The sequence below is a fragment of the Halobacillus sp. B29 genome (genome assembly GCF_052246755.1).
In the GTDB taxonomy this organism is placed as follows: Bacteria; Bacillota; Bacilli; order Bacillales; family Halobacillaceae; genus Halobacillus; species Halobacillus halophilus.
Map to the genome: position 1 here is coordinate 50,528 of NZ_JBQQCM010000005.1, position 20,564 is coordinate 71,091.

A 20,564-nucleotide genomic window follows, 5' to 3' on the forward strand; every position below is an offset into this window, starting at 1 on the left:
TATATACAAATCAATTGAGAACTGTTATCATTTTTATAGGTGTTCACTCTTGAATCCATTAGACACAAGGCTGCCTGATGGATTGAGGATTGAACTCAACGATGCCCTAAAGGACGTGTCCCGATTGAAGCTGTTCCGTAAGCTGCCTGGGTATATGAACATATGGTCTCTGCTTAGCTTGATCATTGTCATACTCATCTTGCTCCCAAACCTAACTATTCTAATTAATTTTTTTACTCAAGAAGCTGATAACTGGGCTCACATTCAGGAGTTTATTCTTCCCGATCTGCTTAAAAATACAAGTTTGCTAATCATATTTACAGGAGCTCTCACAATTTTAATTGGAACGAGCTTAGCCTGGCTTGTCTCCGCTTATGATTTTCCTATGAAAAAGTTCTTTAAATGGGGTCTTATTCTCCCTTTAGCTATCCCGCCCTATATCGCGGGATACACGTACAATGGCATTCTGAATTATACAGGAGTCATCCAGTCAACTCTTCGAAATCAATTAGGATGGGAAGTCAACCAATCCTATTTTGATATATTAACTCTTCCGGGAGCCGTTTTTATCTTTACCCTCTTTCTGTTTCCTTATGTTTACACGATCACAAGAGGGTTTTTAATGAATCAATCTGCTTCTCTAGTTGAGAACGCCCGGCTGCTTGGGAGGAATCCCTGGGAAATCTTCTTCCGTGTGGTGCTACCGATTTCACGAAGTGCAATTGTAGGAGGCGTAAGTCTGGTCCTTTTGGAAGTACTGAATGACTACGGTGTTGTGCAATACTTTGGAATTCCTACTTTCAGTACGGCGATTTTCCAGACGTGGTTTGGAATGAACGACTTGAGCTCAGCTATTAAACTATCTGCTACACTCATGTTTATTGTGTTTGGTATTCTCATTCTGGAAAAAGTTTTGCGAGGCCGTAAGAAGTACAGTTATTCTCAAGCTAAAGTGAGGCCGCTGACTCCAATAAAGCTTAAAGGAGCTAAAGCATGGTCCGCTTTCAGTTACAGTCTGATCATATTTTTACTCGGATTTTTGATTCCGTTTATTCAGTTAGTCGATTGGATGTTCCTAACATTTGATAAAATTGCCTCTCCGCAGTTTATGCAGCTTATTTGGAACTCGCTGCTCGTTTCCTTTACTGGGGCAACTGCCATTATCATATTTGCTGTGATCATTGCGAACTTTTCACGAATGCACCAGAGTATCCTTTCTAAGTCAGCCGCACGGGTTACCATACTGGGATACTCAATTCCAGGTGCAGTCATCGCCGTTGGAATAAGCACCGTCTTCATCCAAATTGATAACTTGTTATTTAGTTACTACGAATTTATTGGTATGGAACCTACCTTATTCTTAAGTACCAGCTTGTTCATGCTGGTTTCAGCATATGTGATTCGCTTTCTTGCCATTGGATATAACTCGATGGAGTCTGGCTTTGATAAAATCGGCAACAAATTTACGGAAGCTTCCCGTATGCTCGGAATGAATTTAACCAAAACTTTCTTTAAGGTAGACCTTCGGATGGTTAAAGGTCCACTAATCAGCGGGTTTATTCTTGCTTTTATTGAAATATTAAAAGAACTTCCTTTAACTCTTATTTTAAGACCATTTAACTTTGATACCTTATCTACTAAAGCCTTTCAATACGCAAGCGATGAACAAATTCATGAAGCTTCGCTCGCTTCTATTATAATCGTTCTTATTAGCGGGATTGCCATCTATATTTTCCACCAAGTATTAGAAAAGGAGCCTAATTGATATGTTTATCCAAATTGAAGACCTTTGCTTTAGCTATGGAAATTCAAAAAATAACACCATACAAAATTTTAATTTAACAATTGAACAGGGTGAAATAATCTCGATTCTTGGAGAGAGCGGCAGCGGTAAAAGTACAATACTGCGATTGCTTTGCGGACTGGAAACTCCAAGCTGCGGAAAAATTGAGATCAATGATCAAGTGATGACTGACGATCGCCGTTTCATATTACCTGAAAAGCGCGGCATTGGTATGGTATTTCAGGACTATGCTCTCTTTCCTCACATGAATGTGAGCGAAAATATTCAGTTTGGACTGAAAGGTTTTGGGCGGAAAGCTAAGAAAAATCGAGTTCAGGAAGTTCTTGAACTCGTTAATATGGAAAGCTATGCCAAGCGATATCCGCATGAATTAAGCGGCGGCCAGCAGCAGCGGATTGCTCTGGCGCGAGCACTTGCTCCTAAACCTTCTTTACTGCTTCTGGATGAACCTTTCAGCAACTTAGACGCGGATCTACAAATTAAAATCCGTAATGAATTGAAAGAAATTATTAAGAAGACAGGGATCACTTCTATTTTTGTAACTCATGATCGTGAAGATTCAAGAGCTATAGCTGATCGCATTATAACGATGAGAGATGGAGCAGCCCACGACTGGAACTCCATTTGCACCTCACGTTACGATCAACAAGCCAATCAGAAAGAATTCGTCAATATCCCCTAGACCCATCCATAAAAAAACGCTGCCGTTCCACACGGCAGCGTTTTTTTCTTACCTATTTCTTTTCCAAGGCAATTTAGTTCCGAATTTCTCCGCAAGCTCTTTCGATTCTTTCCGTCTTTCTTTACGGTATTCATGACGTCTCTTCGCTCCGTCATGCAGCCACTGTTCTTCTTCTGTTTCTGGATAGACACCTGGTACATTGGAAGGCTGGTTGTTGTCATCTACCGCAACCATCGATAGAAAAGCGGTGGTACACACTTTGCGGTCGCCTGATAGTAAATTTTCAGTAGTCGCTTTGACAAACACTTCCATGGAGGTGTTATGAGTGTAGGTAACAAATGCCTCTACACAAATCGTGTCTCCTTCCTGAACAGGCTGCAGAAAGTCAACCGAATCTGTTGAAGCTGTTACGACCGGCTTCCGGCAATGCCGGACCGCAGCAATAGCAGCTACATCATCAATATAGGCCATCAATCTGCCTCCAAATAAAGTTCCGTGACTATTCGTGTCAGGTGGCAGTACATGTGAGCTTTTAACCGTAAGTGAATCTATACATGGTTTTGCATCCATTAGTTTCGTCTCTCCTTTATTCTATGGAATCGTTCTCTGATGATAGTATACCATGAACGTCTAAAATCAACCTTCTGGGGGTAAATGGATTTTGAATAAGGCCCCCGGCTGGTCTGAGTTGTTGGCGGCTTGAATTTTTCCACCGCTTCGCTCGATAATGGCTCTTGAAATAGCCAGACCCAGTCCTGTTTCCCCTTCTTTTCCCTTAATGAAACGTTCAAATAATTGAGGCAGAAGATCTTCAGGAATTCCTTCTCCATCATCACTTACGTGGACTCTGAGACCTTTTTCATCTCTGAACGTATGAATTTGAATCTTATTTTGAGCATGGCGGACAGCATTACTTAATATGTTTATAAAGGCTTGCAGTACCCTCTCCTGATCTACTTTAGAGTAAAATAAATCATTGGTGTCCACCTCAATTTCCACCCCTTTTTCCTGAGCTAACGGCAAGAGCCTGTCCTTTGCCTGATGAACTAGTTCGATAATCTCCGTGCGCTCAGGATGATATACATCTTCACTGCTGTCCAATTTGGCGAGCAGAATCATTTCATTTACTATTTTTTTCAAACGATCCGTCTCACTGACCATCACATTTAACCCCTTTTCGGCCGCTTCTCCTTCGAACACACCATCACGGATCCCTTCCGCATAACCTTGAATGGACATAAGCGGTGTTTTCAGTTCATGGGAAGCATTTTGAAAGAATTGTTTCTGAGAGTGTATATAGCGGGCCAGTTCCTCTGCCATGTGACGAACACTTTGTTCTACTTCTTTAATTTCACCAGTAGCTTCTACAGGACGCACATCCTTAAATTGCCGTTTCTCAATTTTTTTAACTTCTTGTTTTAACTTCGTCAGAGGTGTCACCAGTCTGCGTGTCAGGAAGTAGCTAACCACAATAGCAAGAACCAGTCCAATAAAGAAAACGACCACCATCCGAAACGCGAATACCGATTGCACGGCCTGCAAATCATTGAGCGGTGTCGCCATCACGAGAACTTCATCATTTTCTTCGGACAATGGAAAGTCATAGATGACGTACTTCTCTCCCCCGCTTTCCCAGACTTCCTGATTCTTAAGTTCACTTTCGTATTCCGCGATCCAGGTACGCGCGATGGACGGTGGCATCGTACGAAATAAAATATTATTGTCATTCTGGTTAAATAATAGGATAGGGTAATTTCGATCCTGAAGCAGCTGAGATAACTGAGGACTTCTTGAAGCATCTTCCTCGCTAATAATATCAATTAATAGTTCTGCCCTCGCTTTAAGCTGTCTTTGTTCATCCTGGATCAGCATGTCCATTAAAAGAGAGTAGATGAAAAAAGCAGTAATTGACATAATGATGATGATTAAAGCAGTAAATGCTGCATTCAGTTGATAGAGGAGTTTCATGAGGACTGTCCTTTGTCACGCAGCCTATAGCCATATCCCCATACGGTTTCAAGAGGAAGCTGCTTCATCTTTTTGCGCAATCGCTTAACAAGGTCATCAACGGCCCGGTCACTGCCAAAGTAGTCTTCCCCCCATACCTTTACTAATAATTCCTCCCTGGAAAATGCACGGTTTACTTGAGACGCCAAAATCCTGAGCATTTCGAATTCCTTCGTGGTTACCTCTACTTCTTCATCCTGAAAGTAAGCTCTACGTTCTCCTTCATGTAAAAGGAGTTCTCCGCTTTCAATTCTATCTTCCATGGAATGCTGTTCTGGCTGCATCACTTCCCAGCGTTTCAAATGACGTTTAACTCTTGCCACAAGCTCCCGAGGACTGAAAGGCTTGGTCAAATAATCATCTCCGCCAAGTTCCAATCCAAGGATCTTATCTACTTCTTCATCCTTAGCTGATATGATTATAATCGGGACCTGGGAGCTCTCTCTTACTTTTTTACAGAATTCATAGCCATCCATTCCAGGAAGCATAATATCCAGCACCCATAAATCAGGCGATTCACTTTCAAATATTTCCCACGCTTTCTCTGCTGTCTCAACTGCTGTTACTTTCAGTCCTTCTTTTTTTAAATATCCTTCTACTATATCTCTAATATTTGGATCATCTTCTACCAATCCAACGAATTGATTCACTCGGATCACCTTCCTAAAGTTCAGGTTTTCTCTATCATCTCATATTTTTTTACTCTCCTCTCGTTTTACACACTTTTTCCACATTTTCTCCAAAATCATTCCATATATGAGTCGTAGAATAAGAATTGTACAAAGAAACACAGCACGAATTAGTCAGCAGCACTTATTCCTTTAAGGGAGGTCATTGCGTAAAATGATGGACGAAGAAAACAAAAACCAAGCCAAGCGTAGTTATAAACGTACAGGATTAGCATTCAGTGTATTAGGAGCTATTATAGCTGTTTTCATAGTAACCACAGTTTTTCAATGGAAAGGCGTTTCAATAAACGTTAATACAGACAAGCCTACCGCTCAAGCTGATGAATTGAACCTGGGTGAGTCCCAAAGCGCTACTACCCAGGCAATCAACGCGGCATCTGAAGCTGTAGTTGGAGTTAGTAAAATGCAAGAAACACCTCAAGGAACTCAAAAAGCCGGTACAGGTTCTGGTGTCATTTACAAAAAAGATGGTGATCAAGCTTATGTTGTAACGAACCACCATGTTGTAGAAAAGGCTAGCAGTCTTGAAGTTGTCATAAGTGGTGGTAAGAAGGTAGAAGCTGAACTAAAAGGCAGTGATCCATTAACAGACCTGGCCGTTTTACAAATAGATAGCGAACATGTCAAAAAGGTTGCCGACTTAGCTAAAGCAGAAGACGTAGAGGTCGGAGAAACAGCCATAGCCATAGGTAACCCGCTTGGCATGGAATTCGCAGGTTCCGCAACGAAAGGAATTGTCAGTGGTCTCGAGAGAAATATCCCTGTAGATCTTAATGGAGACCAACAGCCAGACTGGCAAACCGAAGTTATTCAAACGGACGCAGCGATTAACCCGGGGAACAGCGGCGGTGCGCTCGTTAACCTGCAAGGTGAAGTCATAGGTATTAATTCTATGAAAATCGCTAAAGAAGAAGTAGAAGGGATTGGCTTCTCCATCCCAATGAACGTAGCTAAACCAGTCATTAAAGATCTTGAGACAAATGGTGAAGTAAAACGCCCTTACATGGGTGTATCTCTTCAAGATCTCAGCCAAGTTCCCGGATCTATTCTACAGAGAGATCTAAACCTGCCTGCTGATCTTTCTAAAGGCGTTATTGTCCAGGCAGTTGCTGAGAACTCTCCTGCTCAGAAAGCAAACCTAAGTCAATACGATGTAATTACTGAAATTGATGGCAATAAGATTGAATCACTTATGGATCTGCGTCAATTCCTTTATAACGATGTAAAAGATGGTGAAACTGTTGAACTAACCGTTTACCGAGACGGAGAACCTATGAAAGTAGATCTTAACCTTTCTTCTCAATAAGATAATAAATCCGGTGGGAGACAATTGAAGGAAGTGGACTTAGCCCGGCACTTCTGAGGTAGTTGTCGTTCTTACCACCAGGCATGCTAACTATTTTCAAAAACCATAAAAACCTCTCTCTTGTAAGGGTATCCATCGATCGCTCGTGGATACCCTTTTTTTATTGTTCTATAACAGAAAAAAACCACTGGCCTGCGGGGCAGTGGTTTATATGACTTCACACTTCTTCTTATTTTCTTACTCGAATTCGCATTTCACTCATTAGCTCATCTTCATTAGAAGTGATGAATGCATCCACAATCTGACGGATAAAAAAGGGACCTTCGGGATGATACCCTCTCGTTTTCACATACTCTAATAATTCCTCATATAAGGAGGTTTTAATACTTTTTCTAGTATAAAGAGCTGCATACATTCCTTCTTTTAGTAACATTGTTCGGTCAGCGTTGATTTGCGTTTCTTCTGCAATGATCGTGTATATCCCTTCATATTCGGGAGGGTCTTCAACTCCCAGGCTTTCCAAAGATCTTATCACTCCAATAGTCCCTGCCATTGAAGGAGAAAGTCCAGCTTCATATATTCTATTTTGAATGATCGCGTTCATGTCATCGCTGGTCCTAATTTTGCCTTCATTTTCAATGAGTTTTGTTTCAGAAAAATATTGAATTCTTGGCTGGTTTATATAATTAGTACGTGCTGCTTGCTTTAAGGCTTGAATTTTTCTATGCAGCTGTTCATTTCTTCTGGAAAGTTCATTGATTTTGTCACGATTCACCTGTTCTTGTCTTTTTAACCCGTTTATATAATCATCTAATGTATGTTTCCTACCTGATGCGGGCATCGCCTCGGGTTCTTCTTCTTTTGAAGAAAAGGGTTTAATAGGATTGTTATTGAATTCTGAATTAAAATCTATGCTGCGTTTCTCCACAATTCCACCCCCTTTAGGTTAGTATTCTCACTCTCTACTATATCCATAAACTAGTACCATTTATACGAACCACATCTAAAAAACACTAACAATTTACAATTGCTACACTTCACTAACTTAGACCAGCTTTCCTTAAATATAGGTCCGGTTATATCTCATTATTGATAGTTACTAAAGCTCCCGTTTGTTGAAGACTCGAATTCAAGATAGTTGGGTTATGAGAAAGGACCTCCGGGGGACGATTTCGCTTTCCGTGGGCATGTGGTAAGCTTCCTCAGGCTTTGCCTTCCGGGATCTTACCGATCATGTTCATCCCACAGGAGTCTTCATCGTCCCCCTCCGGACCTTGCCGAATTAGATGATCGATACCACTTAAGACATTCTCTACTTGATGAGAAAAAGCATGTATTAGGAAGCTATTTTCATGCTATAACAATGTGAAATAGCCTGTCATAAAAGTATTTAGGACCGATTAAGAAGGAGAGCATTCGCTCTTATAAAAGCGTCCGTTATTCTCACTCGGCTGGGTTGGTGGGGAAATGGCGAGACTCCCATGGGAGAAGGGACTAGGTGAGATCCCGCAGGGAGTGAAACAAGCGAGGAAGCTCATGGTAAAAGGAGGATCGACTAAAATCGCCACGTCCTGTGGCAACGTCGATCGACCCTACGTCGTGTAGGACCATAGGAAAGTGTTTAAATGTGGAATCACCCCGATAGACACGAACAGCATAAGCCGAGCATCAAAAGGACGGTGTTCTTGCCGTCCGTTGATGAACGGCTTATGTCTCGAGTGTCTGGGTGATGGAACAAGACGAGTTATTTCCCCACCAGCCCTTCTCCACATACCGTAACGGACCCGAATTATCTCGAAACTGAGTCTTCCAATATACGGCCCTATAGCTTAATAAGTATTTTATGAAAAATCAGCCATAACGTTTATTGGAAAGAAATAAAAAACCAACAGTCTCCCTCACATTCAAGGGGCTGTTGGTCGATTCTTATCTATATAATCAGTAGCAGACTTATAATATTGGGGAAAGCAGCCTCGCAATAGCCTCCTTGAAGCGAATCCATTTGGAGCGCGATTGATATAACTCACTCGTAAGCTCGGTAGATTCGGTTAAATCTTCATGAAAACGATCGCTTAAAGCCTTGGCAATATTCGGATGGTAAACAAAAGCATTCGCTTCAAAATTCAAACGGAAACTTCGAACATCAATATTAGCGGTACCGACAGAAGCAATATTGCCATCCACTACAATAGTTTTAGCATGTAAAAAGCCTTTTTGATAGATATAGATTTTTGCGCCTGCATTCAGCATGTCTCCTATATTAGAAAAAGTAGCCCAATAAACAAAAGGATGATCTGGCTTATTTGGGATCATAATTCGAACATCCACACCTGAAAGCACCGCTATTCTAAGGGCATCGAGCAGACTGTCATCTGGTATGAAATAAGGGGTCTGGACGTACACATACTCTTTTGCGGACAAAATCATTTTAATGTATCCGTGTTTAATCTGTTCCCATTCCGAGTCAGGTCCGCTGGAAACGATCTGAACTCCCGTGCTTCCCTTTGGTTCCGCCTGATAATATCGATCTTCGTAAACAATGTCTTTTCTTGAAGCCTGGTTCCAGTCAAGAATAAATCTGGTCTGCATGTTACTGACCGCATTCCCTTCGACCCTCAAATGGGTGTCTCTCCAGTAACCGAACCTTTTGTTAAAACCTAAATATTCATCCCCGATATTAAATCCACCAATATAACCTATTTTTCCGTCTATTATGGCTAATTTACGATGATTACGGTAATTTATTTTCAGGTTCACTTTTGGAATAAAAGAAGGAAAAAAAGATTCTACTTCAACCCCGGCATCCCTTAGTCTTTTTACAAACTTCCTTTTAAGTAATCTAGAGCCCATGTCATCATACAGAAGCTTCACTTCTACATTCTCTTGAGCTTTTCGTATCAGTACGTCGGCCAGGCGGGTACCCAGTTTATCATCCCTCACAATATAATAAAGCAAGTGAATATGGTCTTGAGCACTTTCAATATCCTGAATCAAAGCATGGAACTTTTTTTGTCCATCAGTAAATACTTCTACTTCATTATTATCTGAATAAAGAGCATCATTATTTTTTAAATGTAAGTAAATAAGATCTTCATATGGAACAATATCCGGATGGTTGATTTCTAAACGGTCTTCTTTTATAGCTTGCAGCTGATCCTGTACAGCGGCTAACAACCCCAAACGGCTCTTCTTATCCCATGTGAATATTTCTTTATTGCTTAAGCGTCTTCCGAAAATTAAATAAAATATAAATCCTGCTATAGGTAAAAACAAAAGCACCATCAACCAGGCCCATGTGGCACTTGCATCTCTGCGCTCTAAAAAGATGATGGCTAAAGCCAAGAGGACGTTTAAACCTAATATAGTACTTAAAATATATGGGATAATATTCACCTGGTTCACCACCTTTTTTCGTCAAAAACCATTGCTCATCAACTATATCATATTTGGATTTATTCACTATACAAAAAAGAGATATGCTGATCACACTCTAAGCATACCTCTTTTTCTTGTATATCCACATTAATTTTTCATTAAAATGCCCGCTTGCCATAGAGCCTCTTCAGCTTCATCTAGTGCTTCCCTGCTGTCTGCTGAGATCGTGTGGGTATGAATGCCATCGGTCAATTCCAGCAGAAATGAGGCATTTGTAGATTGGACCTCGTCAATAAATTTCTTAACATCCCGCCGATTTGAAATTCTAAGCTGGGCAGTTAAATCTCCGTAGATGGGATGCTCTACTACGACTTCGTATACATGCACTCCATGATCTACAAGAATATTGAGCTCCTCTTCCGTTTGTTCTGCGTTATGCTGACATACAATGGTCCTTTGATAAGCAAAGCTTTCCTTGTTATCCGTCATATACATGTAGCCCTGACTAGTGGCTACTATAGGTTCATTCCTTGCTTTAAGTAATGAAACGTCTCCTACAATCACTTGCCTTGTAACGTTCATCACTTCCGCAAGAGAACTACCAGTAATTGGCTCTCTTGCTTGCTTCAATAAGGATAAAATATGCTCTCTTCTCTCACTTGCTTTCATTTTCTTAGAGGATGGACTCATATAGACGGCTCCTTCATGCAATCTTCGTTTTCTTATTGTAGCATAAGTTAAACTTTCACTGGTAGAGCTTCAAAATTATGAAAATTTAAAGCCGCTCAACTTCCATTGCTCAATGGAAAAGCTGCTTTCTCCAAGTGAAGTGAAGAGAATATCTTCTTCCTCAGGCTGAGGAAATATCCTTGAAGTGAAAACTTCCTCTCCATTATTCACAAAGATTTCAAGTGAAGACTGATCAATAAATAAATGTAGATTTCTTAGTCCTTGTGGAAGCTCTACTCTGCGGAATTCCGTCTTTTCCCTATTTTCTAGATGCGGTCTGGATAAGGTAAGGATTCCATCTTTATAACTAATAGCAGCATACTGAAATAATTCAACAGCAAATTGATCTTCAATCTGTTCAAATTCGAGATTCAGTTCTGTTGCTCTTCCTCCAATACCTCGCACGGCTTTTTGATCATTTTCAATCGTAATGGAAGCATGGATAAGAGCCGGTCCTCTCATCTCCTTCAGCTCATTAACTGGTTTCTGGATAATTTGCTCCCCATTCCAGATCAGTTCCCTCGGCAGTGTTAAACAATGAACCCACTGCTTCTCTACGGTAGGGTGTGCCTGTTCATACTGGTCAGGGACACCCATCCAGCCAATAAGAATTCGGCGGCCCTGCTCATCCAAAGTTGTCTGGGGAGCATAGAATTCAAAACCACGGTCCAGCTCACGGAAAGAACCATGTTCAAGCTTAGGCTTTTCATAATTAAGTTTCCCAGCGAAGTATCCACTTTGATACGTGTTGGCGTAGTTCATTCCTTCCTCTTCTAAGCCTTGAGGAGAAACCATTAATATATCCTGATCTCCGAGCTCAAAAATGTCGGGGCATTCCCACATAAAACCGAATTCACCAAGGTTGTTTTCCAAACTTCCTGTAACAGGGCCGAGGTGTTTCCAGTCGTATAAATTTTCTGATTGAAATAAGACAGCTTTTCCTTGGAGGTCTTTACTTTGAGCTCCAATTACCATGTACCAGTGCTCGCCATTTTTCCACACTTTAGGATCTCTAAAATGAGCTGTATACCCTTGTGGAAGTTCAGCAATTACTCCCTGCTTTTCAAAGTTTACACCATCTTCTGACACGGCAAGACATTGATAAGCCTCACGATTTCCTTCTTCATCCTTTACATTCCCTGTATAGAATAAATAGAGCCGATCATTGTGGGAAATTGCACTGCCTGAATAGACACCATTTTTGTCATACCAGTCAGAAGGAGTTAAAGCTATATCTTCATGTACCCAGTTAACAAAGTCTTTCGAAGTGTAATGCCCCCAAAATTTCGCTCCATGGCCTGTATCAAAAGGCATCCACTGATAAAATAAATGATACGTCCCCTTCCATTGAACAAACCCGTTTGGATCATTCAGAAGCCCAACCGGCGGCATGTGATGAAAGAGCAGACGGTATGGATCAGACTCTACTTCTTCTTTATACTTATCTATTTCTTCTGCTGCTGCCTGGCGCAGTTCCTGATCTCTTTCAGCCATCAAAAAATCCTCCTAATTCAAATAATCCTCAACTTCTTTTTTTGTAGGTAAAGCGGTCATTGCCCCTTTTGTTGAAGCAGCCAAAGCTCCTGATACGCTTGCAAAACGAGTGATGGCTTCCAATTCTTTTAACGACAGCTGTTCAACCGTGCCATGCTCACTCAGTTGGTACAGCAATCCAGAAACAAAAGCATCTCCAGCTCCTGTCGTATCTACTGCTTCTACTTTCATAGCAGGGACCTGAGTATGACCTTCCGCTGTATAAACGTGACTTCCCAGTGCTCCAAGTGTTACGTAAAGGACAGGAATATCATACTTTTGTAATTTTTCCACACCCATTTCAATATCAGATTCCCCAGTTAAAAACTCCAGTTCTTCTTCTGATATTTTAACGAGGTCTGCTTCACCCATCATGGACAGAATGGTTTCTCTTGCTTTTTCTTCAGAACTCCATAACCCCAGTCGTAGATTGGGATCGTAAGAAACCATCAACCCTTTTTCTCTCGCCTTCTTCACCGCTGTTTTAGTGGCTGTTTTGGAAGGTTCATCTATCATAGAGATCGAACCAAAATGAAGCACATTGTGGTTCTCAAATATTGCTGCATCTACTTCCGACTCTTCCAGGAAACGATCAGCGCTCGGATTGATATAAAAATCAAAGCTGCGTTCTCCTGCCTGGTCCAGTGTAACAAAAACGACGCCCGTACGCGTATCTTGTGTTAAATACATATATTCTGTGCTGACCCCATAATCATTCAGGGTCTTTTTCAGGAACTTCCCCAGTACATCATCTCCTACTTTACCTAGAAATGAAGATCTAGCTCCTAAACGGGCTAGTCCAACGGCTACGTTTGCTGGAGCTCCTCCGGGGCTCTTTTGAAAGTTAATATTTTCATTATCCAGTGGTATGAAGTCGATTAAAGCTTCTCCAAGAGTAATAACACCTTTATTCATTAAAAGCACGCCCTTTCTGTATATAAAAAAGACCAGGTTGTTCCATTCACTCCCCTGATCCAATCTTTTAATTATTATACCTTTAATTCTCCCTTTCTTTCCATTCTCTCATTAATAAATTAAAGTATATTCATAAAAAAACCTAAAGCAAAGGGCTTTAGGTTTTAGTCGATGTTCTTATTTTGTTTGAAGAGTTGCTATTTTTGTTTCTCCTGCACTTGCCGTGTCAGAATAAGAAGGATCAAAGCTCTCCACAGCATCATCAAAGTTCGTAATGATTACTGGAGTAATGGAACTTTTAGCTTTTTCCTCTACAAGTTTAGGGTCGAATGTGATGAGGTGATCTCCAGCATTCACTTTGTCACCAGTTTTCACATGACCTTCGAAGCCTTCACCTTCCATACTGACGGTTTCCAGTCCAATATGAACTAATACTTCCACACCTGATTTCGTTTTAATTCCAACGGCGTGGTTCGTAGGGAAAATTTGTACGATCTCCCCACTGATTGGACTGACCACTTTTCCATCTGTAGGTTGAATGGCAACGCCATCACCCATCATGCGCTGGCTAAATACAGGATCATCCACTTCATCTAAAGAAACAACTTTTCCGTTCAAAGGAGCAACTAATTGTTCTTCTACACTTTTTTTACCAAATAAATTTTTTAACATTATCTTCACCCTTCCTTTACCGAATAAAAATACTTTCTCATTATACAATTGGTAGTCTACTATTGAAAGTGAAGCTAATTGTATTTTTCCCTAGATTACTATCAATAAACTCATCATTGAACTTTCATCAAAAAAAGCTTTGTAAAACTTTAATATAATACGCGACTTATTAAGCTAAAGGGCCGGATTGTGGAAGACTCAGTTTCGAGATATTTTCATGAGAAGAAAGGTCCGGAGGGGGATGATTCGCTTTCCGCGGGCATGTGATGAGCCTCCTCGAGCTAAAGCTCTCCGGGGTCTCACCGATCATGTTCATCCCGCAGAAGTCTTCATCCTCCCCTCCGGACCTGGCCAAATCAGAAGCTCGAAATCACTTTAACTCGTAAGGAATTAGACCAGGTGGTTCTGTACCTATTTTCAGGGTATAACGATGCACAATAGCCTGTTATAAAAGCGTTTAATGCAGATTAAGGAGAAGAGCTTTCATCTTCTGAAAGGGTCCGTTTGCAACATTATAGTGGGGTTGGTGGGGAAATGATGAGACTCCCATGAGAGAAGGGACTAGGTGAGATCCCGCAGAGAGTGAAACGAACGAGGAAGCTCATGGTATAAGGAGGATCGACTAAGGTCGCCGCGTCCTGTGGCAACGTCGATCGACCCTACGTCGTGTAGGGCCATAGGAAAGTGTCCAAATGTGGAATCACCCCGATAGACACGAACGGCTTATGTCTCGAGTGTCTGGGTGATGGAACAAGACGAGTTATTTCCCCACCTGCCCTTGTCCATCTAACGTAAAGGACCCATTTATCTCGAAATCAAGTCTTAAAGAAACGGGAGCTTAGCTGGAAGATTAACTAGGGATTTAACAAAAAAAGAAACGGAGTATTACGTCCGCTTCTTTTTTCCTGCTCCTGCATTCAGGGCTTGTTCTAAATCCTCCCAAATGTCGTCTACTGATTCAAGACCTACAGATAATCGAATGAGATTATCCCCAATCCCCATCTTCTTCCTTTCCTCTTCGGGAACCACAGCGTGTGTCATCGATGCAGGGTGTTGAATAAGGGTTTCTGCATCTCCGAGGCTTACCGCGATCTTAATCAATTTTAACTGATCCATGACGTGGTGTGCTTCCTCTTTTCCGCCTTCAATATCAAAAGCAAGCACCCCTCCTCCATCCGACATTTGCCCCTTCAGATTAGGACTTTCAATATCTGGATAATAAACTTCATTCACTAAAGGATGATGCCTTAAATATTTAGCTATCTTTCCCGCGCTTGAACTATGCCGATCTAAACGAATATGAAGGGTTTTTAAGCCTCTGATCAAAAGCCAGGCATCAAATGGAGAAAGTACCCCTCCTATATCCTTCTGTTCATTCATTGCTAATTCATCCATAAAGTCTTTTTTTCCTACAACAAGCCCGGCGATCACGTCTCCGTGACCACCCAGGTATTTTGTAGCGCTATGAATAACGATATCGCAGCCTAACTCCAGCGGCCGCTGCAGGTAAGGTGTGCAAAAAGTATTATCCACTACTACAGGAATATTATATTCTTCAGCTACTTTAGCAACCATCCGTAAATCAATGACTTTCATCGTTGGATTAATAGGAGTCTCTATAAATATGCAGGCAGTAGAGTCAGTAATTCTATCCCTGACCTCCTCTTCTGTCTCCATTAAGCTGAAATCATGCTGAATATTATATTTTTCTTTGAGTGTCGTCAGTAAACCATATGTGCATCCATATAGACCATTGGAACATAAGATATGGTCATTGGCTTTCGTTAAGGCAATAATAACGGCAGAAACAGCCGCCATACCAGACGCAAAAGCCAATCCCCTTTCTCCTCCCTCTAGCACTGCCATCCTCTCTTCCAAAGCTTTTACAGTAGGATTTCCCAGTCTCGTGTAGATATAACCCTCTTCTTCTCCTGAAAAGCGGCGCTCCCCCTCTGAAGCGGTCTGAAATGAAAAAGTGGATGTTTGAAATATAGGCATGGATAAGCTTCTTAAGAACTCATCGGAATGCTTGCCTCCATGAATCATAGAGGTCTCCATACGTTTCTCTTTTCTATTCACTTTTAATCCCCCTATTTCTTCAACTAATACCCCTTAATATTGTAAGCGTTTTCAATTAATTTTAACAAAAAGGAAGGTGTTTCGCCCTCCTCCTTAATTACTATATTTCTATTTACCCAAAAGGGTGTTCATTTTATAACTTTGTCCGTTTCATTGTCAGAAAAGTGTTCCTGATACAATCGATCTGCCCAGGCGATAGCCTGGCCGTATATTTCAAATATTTCACTAAAGTCAATTCCTAATTCCTCCAGTGAACGATCAAGAATCTCGAATTCAGCCTTTTCCATGGCTATCGCTATATCCAGTATCCTTCTGTATAAATTCCGATATCCGTTCAATGCATCTTTTATTTCTACATCAAGTGGCAGCGATTGAATAGCTTCTGAAGTGGTCTGCTTCGTTCCTACATCCACTAGTGACATAAATCCCGTTAAGAAACATCCATCTGATAGAGTGCCACAACGCAGCTTAATGGCGACCTGCTCACACATCTTAGCTCTAAGTAAGCTCGTTTTAACCAAAAATTGAGAAGCAGTGGAAGCCGCCCTTTCCGTTTGCTCAACAGAAAGCACATACATCCACTTTTTTAATGAGTCGGCCCCTAGAAGCATTACTGCCTGTTTAATGGACTGGATGGGAAAGTGGGAGTATTGATGATTAGAAGAATTGATCAGCCGTAATAATTTATAAGTTAGAGCAAGATCCTGCTCTAAGATATCAACCACTTTTTCTACATCTACTTCTCTGCCTGAGACAGATAGTTCCTCAATGATTTGAAAATATGTCGCTGTAAAAAAAGGAATATCTACTCCTGAAACGACAACCGGCTTGCTATAATAATACCCTTGAAAGAGCTTGAAACCCTCCAGGACACAAACCTGATGTTCTTCTCTCGTCTCTACTTTTTCAGCTAGCAGGGTAAGATCATATGCTTTAGCTAAATGGATGATGTCTGCACGAAGTTTTGCAGGTACCGCTCGTATATCTACCTTAATAATATCTATGTAATGAAGCAGATGCGGATTTGAAAGCTGTTCCAGGGAAATAACATCGTCCAGAGCAATCGTGTATCCTTTTTCTTTTAAATCACGACATTCTCCGATAAGGTCCTCAGAAAAGCAAACATCTTCCAGAATCTCTACAATTAACTGACCAGGGTTAAAATGCTTTGGTATCTGGTCTAAAAGTAATTTTTCCGTAAAATTAATAAAACAAGGTTTATTTTGGGAAAGTCGATCCAGCCCTATCGTTAGGAAGCTGTTCACTAACACTTCTGTCGTTGCTCGACTGGCATCGATCGCAGTGAACTGATTCACGTGACTGTCACGGTATAAAAGTTCATAAGCATACACTTCTTCGCTCAAATTCAAGATTGGCTGCCGCGCCACGAAAACTTCCATCTGCTTTCTTCCCTTCTTCAACACTTGAGAACACTAGGTTAAGTATACTACACCACTTCATCCATTGTCATAGCGGTATGGGAAAAAATACATGAAATACGACAAGAAGGAAACACTGAAATCAAAGACTTCTTCAGGAGGGAAAACATGGATAAACAACAATGGACAAAGCCACAGCCACTGTGGCTGGAAGATACATCACTGCCTTCGTTTGATGAATTAAAAGAAGATACGTCTGCAGATGTCGCTGTTATTGGGGGAGGCATCACTGGAATTACAACCGCTTATCTATTAGCTAAACAAGGGAAGCAAGTTATATTACTCGATTCTGATCACTTGTTAAATGGTACAACAGGTCACACCACAGCTAAAGTAACTGCTCAGCATGGGTTGATTTATTATGAATTAATGAAGCATTTCGGTACTGAGGAAGCCTCTCTCTACTATCAAGCTCAGATGAGCGCGTTTTCCTTAATTGAAGAATTGATTCAAAAATATGACATCTCCTGTGATTGGAAAACGGAAGACGCGCTGTTATATGCCACTACCAATAAAGGAGCGCTTAAGCTTGATCAGGAATATGAAGCTTATAGAAAAATTGGTATTGAAGGATCCCTTAATGAGTCGCTTCCTTTTGATGTTGAAGCCAAAAAAGCACTTGTTATGCATAATCAAGCGCGCTTTCATCCTCTAAAATACTTATCCGCTTTAATAGAAGAGTTTACCAAGCTTGGCGGAGAAATCTACGAAAACACAAAAGCCACTGATCTTAAAGAAGGAGCCAAGCTTGAAATTCATACGGGGTCAGGGGCAACCGTTACCTGTGATAGAGCCGTATCCTGCAGTCACTTCCCATTCTATGACGGGAAAGGATTTTATTTCAGCCGGATGTACGCAGAACGTTCTTACCTCATGGCTATCGAGCCTGAACGTGAAATACCTGATGGCATGTACCTTTCTGTTGATGAACCAAAACGAACCATTCGTACAGCTGAATACAATGGCAAACCAATTTTGCTTGTCGGAGGAGAAAGCCATAAAACAGGAATGGGAGTAAATACATCCTTTCACTATAACGCAATTGAAGAATTTGCTGCTCAGACCTTTGGAATTAAGAAGAAATTATTCCAATGGTCCGCCCAGGATTTGACGACGCTTGATAAGGTTCCTTATATTGGTCCAATCACCCGGCGGAACGATCGTGTGTTTATAGCTACTGGGTTTAGAAAATGGGGCATGACGAATGGAACCCTTGCCGCCCAGCTTATTTCTCAATCTGTTGCAGGAGAGGATTCGCTTTTTCACTCTCTGTTCAAACCATCCCGGTTTAAAACAGATCCTAGTATGAAGCAATTTCTCTCCCAGAATTTTGATGTCGCTGTTCATTTGGTAGAAGGCAAACTTGAGCTTGTTGCAGACCGTCCTCAAAATTTGAAAAAAGGGGAAGGATTAGTCGTTCAATGGAAAGGCGAACGAGCGGGAGCTTTTAAAGATGAAGAAGATCAAATTCACCTTTTGGATACCACCTGCACACATATGGGATGCGAAGTGGAATGGAATGATGCAGAACGCACTTGGGACTGCCCGTGCCACGGTTCAAGGTTCTCGTTTGATGGTACAGTTGTGGAAGGCCCGGCTGACCAGCCGCTTATGAAAATCGCTTTTCCTTACCCTGAACAGCAGCAAATCACATCTGATGAGATAAATGCAGAAGAAGAACAACCGGACCAGCTATAACGTCAAAGCGCTGCCTGAGAAGAGGCAGCGCTTTTATATTTTTTCAGCATAAAGGGTGATATACTATACGAGTTGGAAAAGTTTATCAACTTCGCCTGTAATACTCACAGAGAGGATCAATTCTGTATGATCAGCGAACAAAAGTTAGGAATTATTTATACAGCAGGAGCTTATATTCTATGGGGGTTCCTCCCCATCTACTGGAAACTGATTCAACAGATTCCAGCCTTTGAGATTCTCGCCCACAGGATTGTATGGTCTTTCATTTTCATGGTATTTCTAGTCATCGTCATAAATAAACGGAAGCCCTTTATGAAAGAGCTTCGTGCCATCGTAAATAATAGAATCCGATTGATTGGTATAACGCTCGCTTCCATAACCATCAGCATAAACTGGGTCACCTACATATGGGCAGTAAATACCGATCATGTCGTTGAAGCCAGTCTCGGTTATTATATTAATCCACTCGTCAGCATTCTTCTCGGAATGGTTGTATTAAAAGAGACCTTTTCAAGAGCTCAATGGCTTGCTTTCTTTCTTGCGGGATGCGGTGTATTGTTTATGACCATTAACTTCGGTTCAGTACCTTGGATTGCACTGCTGCTTGCCTTTAGCTTCGGTTCTTATGGGTTACTAAAAAAGTTGGTACCCCTTAATGCCATGTATGGATTAACCATTGAAACGCTTATCGTCTCACCTGTTGCGCTTATCTATCTCTTAAACCAGCAAAGTGGTCAATGGATGCAGACAGACTGGCTTTCTCTTACTACAGTGCTTGTATTCGGAGCTGGAATTGTCACCGCAATCCCTCTATTGCTATTCTCAGCAGGAGCAAAACGGATTCCGCTTTCCATGGTTGGTTTTCTGCAGTATTTTGCCCCGACCATCATGCTGATCATTGGGGTTTTCTTATACAATGAACCATTTACACACATCCACGCCATCTCATTTACTCTTATATGGGCCGGTCTTGCTGTTTATACCGTGACTCGCGTGAAGCGTCTAAGAAAATATGAAGCAAAAGCGAGTTAATTAAAGGCTTTGTTAAATTTTATAGTTAATTTTTCATAAGAGACTTATTACACAATAGAGCCGGTTACTGTAAGACTCGTTTTCGAGATATTTTCTGGGGAAAGGGGCTCCAGGGAACAGCTCGCTTTCCGCGGGCATGTGGTGAGCTTCCTCGGGCTTAACAGCCCTGCGGGGTCTCACCGATCATGTTCATCCCGCAGGAGTCTTCGCCGTTCTCTTCCGCCCCTTTGCGTTTATGGAGAGCTCGAAAATCTTTCCATAATTGCCTTCCCATGAACGAGATCCACACTGGTTTTCACGTGTGTTTACGTGTAGGAACCCTGTTATAGAAGCATTTGAGGCAGATACAGCTTGGCTCCTGTCTTCTATAGCAAGGTCCGTTCACTAGATATCATTGGGGTGGCGGAGGAAACGACGAGACTCCCAGGTTAAAAGCGTAAGCACCTTGGTCAGCGTCGTATGGACTGGACTGAGCTGGCGGAGATAAAGAAAACACGAAGAGCGGAGCGATTCGATGTTGCCTTATCGTACAGAAGTGAGAGAAGTCTCACTAGACGCTAGGTGCTGGAGCTGGATAGCACTCCACGCCGTTTAGGCATTGGTT

General features: G+C 41.5%; 16 protein-coding genes. 5 read left to right on the plus strand and 11 right to left on the minus strand.

Annotated elements, in window-relative coordinates; all coding sequences use genetic code 11:
- The first annotated feature begins 154 nt into the window (after positions 1–154).
- On the plus strand, positions 155–1,765 hold the full coding sequence (locus ACTWP7_RS08135) for an ABC transporter permease (protein ID WP_443122910.1): 1,611 nt from the start codon (positions 155–157) through the stop codon (positions 1,763–1,765).
- Between the two features lies 1 nt (position 1,766).
- The gene (locus tag ACTWP7_RS08140) at positions 1,767–2,486 is read left to right on the plus strand and encodes an ABC transporter ATP-binding protein (RefSeq protein ID WP_443122759.1); all 720 of its coding nucleotides are present in this window, start codon (positions 1,767–1,769) and stop codon (positions 2,484–2,486) included.
- A gap of 48 nt (positions 2,487–2,534) precedes the next feature.
- On the opposite strand, the gene ACTWP7_RS08145 is transcribed toward ACTWP7_RS08140, so the two are convergent.
- From ACTWP7_RS08145 to ACTWP7_RS08155, 3 genes are all read right to left on the minus strand, one after another.
- Positions 2,535–3,056 (minus strand): acyl-CoA thioesterase, encoded by a 522-nt coding sequence (locus tag ACTWP7_RS08145; RefSeq protein WP_014644996.1) that lies wholly within the window; start codon positions 3,054–3,056, stop codon positions 2,535–2,537.
- A 66-nt stretch (positions 3,057–3,122) separates the two neighbouring features.
- Positions 3,123–4,454, minus strand: coding sequence for an ATP-binding protein (locus ACTWP7_RS08150; protein ID WP_443122760.1), 1,332 nt, complete (start codon positions 4,452–4,454; stop codon positions 3,123–3,125).
- Positions 4,451–5,143, minus strand: a complete 693-nt coding sequence (locus ACTWP7_RS08155; RefSeq protein ID WP_443122761.1) for a response regulator transcription factor — start codon at positions 5,141–5,143, stop codon at positions 4,451–4,453. Before ACTWP7_RS08155 ends, ACTWP7_RS08150 begins: the two co-directional genes overlap by 4 nt.
- Positions 5,144–5,336: 193 nt before the next feature.
- On the opposite strand from ACTWP7_RS08155, the gene ACTWP7_RS08160 reads away from it, so the two are divergent.
- A complete protein-coding gene (locus ACTWP7_RS08160) occupies positions 5,337–6,488 on the plus strand; it encodes a S1C family serine protease (RefSeq protein ID WP_443122911.1) in 1,152 nt (383 codons plus the stop codon).
- 229 nt (positions 6,489–6,717) lie between these two features.
- Here ACTWP7_RS08160 and ACTWP7_RS08165 read toward each other — a convergent pair whose 3' ends face one another.
- The 8 genes from ACTWP7_RS08165 to ACTWP7_RS08200 form a co-directional block, all read right to left on the minus strand.
- Positions 6,718–7,416 (minus strand): hypothetical protein, encoded by a 699-nt coding sequence (locus tag ACTWP7_RS08165; RefSeq protein WP_443122762.1) that lies wholly within the window; start codon positions 7,414–7,416, stop codon positions 6,718–6,720.
- 1,022 nt (positions 7,417–8,438) lie between these two features.
- Positions 8,439–9,881 (minus strand): cardiolipin synthase, encoded by a 1,443-nt coding sequence (cls, locus tag ACTWP7_RS08170; protein ID WP_443122763.1) that lies wholly within the window; start codon positions 9,879–9,881, stop codon positions 8,439–8,441.
- A 129-nt stretch (positions 9,882–10,010) separates the two neighbouring features.
- The gene (locus ACTWP7_RS08175) at positions 10,011–10,553 is read right to left on the minus strand and encodes a transcription repressor NadR (RefSeq protein ID WP_443122764.1); all 543 of its coding nucleotides are present in this window, start codon (positions 10,551–10,553) and stop codon (positions 10,011–10,013) included.
- Positions 10,554–10,628: 75 nt separating this feature from the next.
- Positions 10,629–12,086, minus strand: coding sequence for a glycoside hydrolase family 32 protein (locus tag ACTWP7_RS08180; protein WP_443122765.1), 1,458 nt, complete (start codon positions 12,084–12,086; stop codon positions 10,629–10,631).
- A 12-nt stretch (positions 12,087–12,098) separates the two neighbouring features.
- Positions 12,099–13,040 carry an aminoimidazole riboside kinase gene (locus tag ACTWP7_RS08185; RefSeq protein ID WP_443122766.1) on the minus strand — a complete coding sequence of 314 codons (942 nt, stop codon included), beginning with the start codon at positions 13,038–13,040 and terminating at the stop codon, positions 12,099–12,101.
- Positions 13,041–13,217: 177 nt separating this feature from the next.
- Positions 13,218–13,712: a PTS sugar transporter subunit IIA gene (locus ACTWP7_RS08190; protein WP_443122767.1), complete on the minus strand. Its 495-nt coding sequence runs from the start codon at positions 13,710–13,712 to the stop codon at positions 13,218–13,220.
- Positions 13,713–14,597: 885 nt separating this feature from the next.
- Positions 14,598–15,791, minus strand: a complete 1,194-nt coding sequence (megL, locus tag ACTWP7_RS08195; protein ID WP_443122768.1) for a methionine gamma-lyase — start codon at positions 15,789–15,791, stop codon at positions 14,598–14,600.
- A 128-nt stretch (positions 15,792–15,919) separates the two neighbouring features.
- Entirely contained in the window at positions 15,920–17,191 is a 1,272-nt protein-coding gene (locus ACTWP7_RS08200; protein ID WP_443122769.1) for an EAL and HDOD domain-containing protein, read from the minus strand.
- 147 nt (positions 17,192–17,338) lie between these two features.
- On the opposite strand from ACTWP7_RS08200, the gene ACTWP7_RS08205 reads away from it, so the two are divergent.
- Both ACTWP7_RS08205 and rarD read left to right on the plus strand, forming a co-directional pair.
- Complete coding sequence (locus tag ACTWP7_RS08205; RefSeq protein WP_443122770.1) at positions 17,339–18,928, plus strand: FAD-dependent oxidoreductase; 1,590 nt, start codon at positions 17,339–17,341, stop codon at positions 18,926–18,928.
- A 126-nt stretch (positions 18,929–19,054) separates the two neighbouring features.
- Positions 19,055–19,960: an EamA family transporter RarD gene (rarD, locus tag ACTWP7_RS08210; protein WP_443122771.1), complete on the plus strand. Its 906-nt coding sequence runs from the start codon at positions 19,055–19,057 to the stop codon at positions 19,958–19,960.
- Positions 19,961–20,564: the final 604 nt, after the last annotated feature.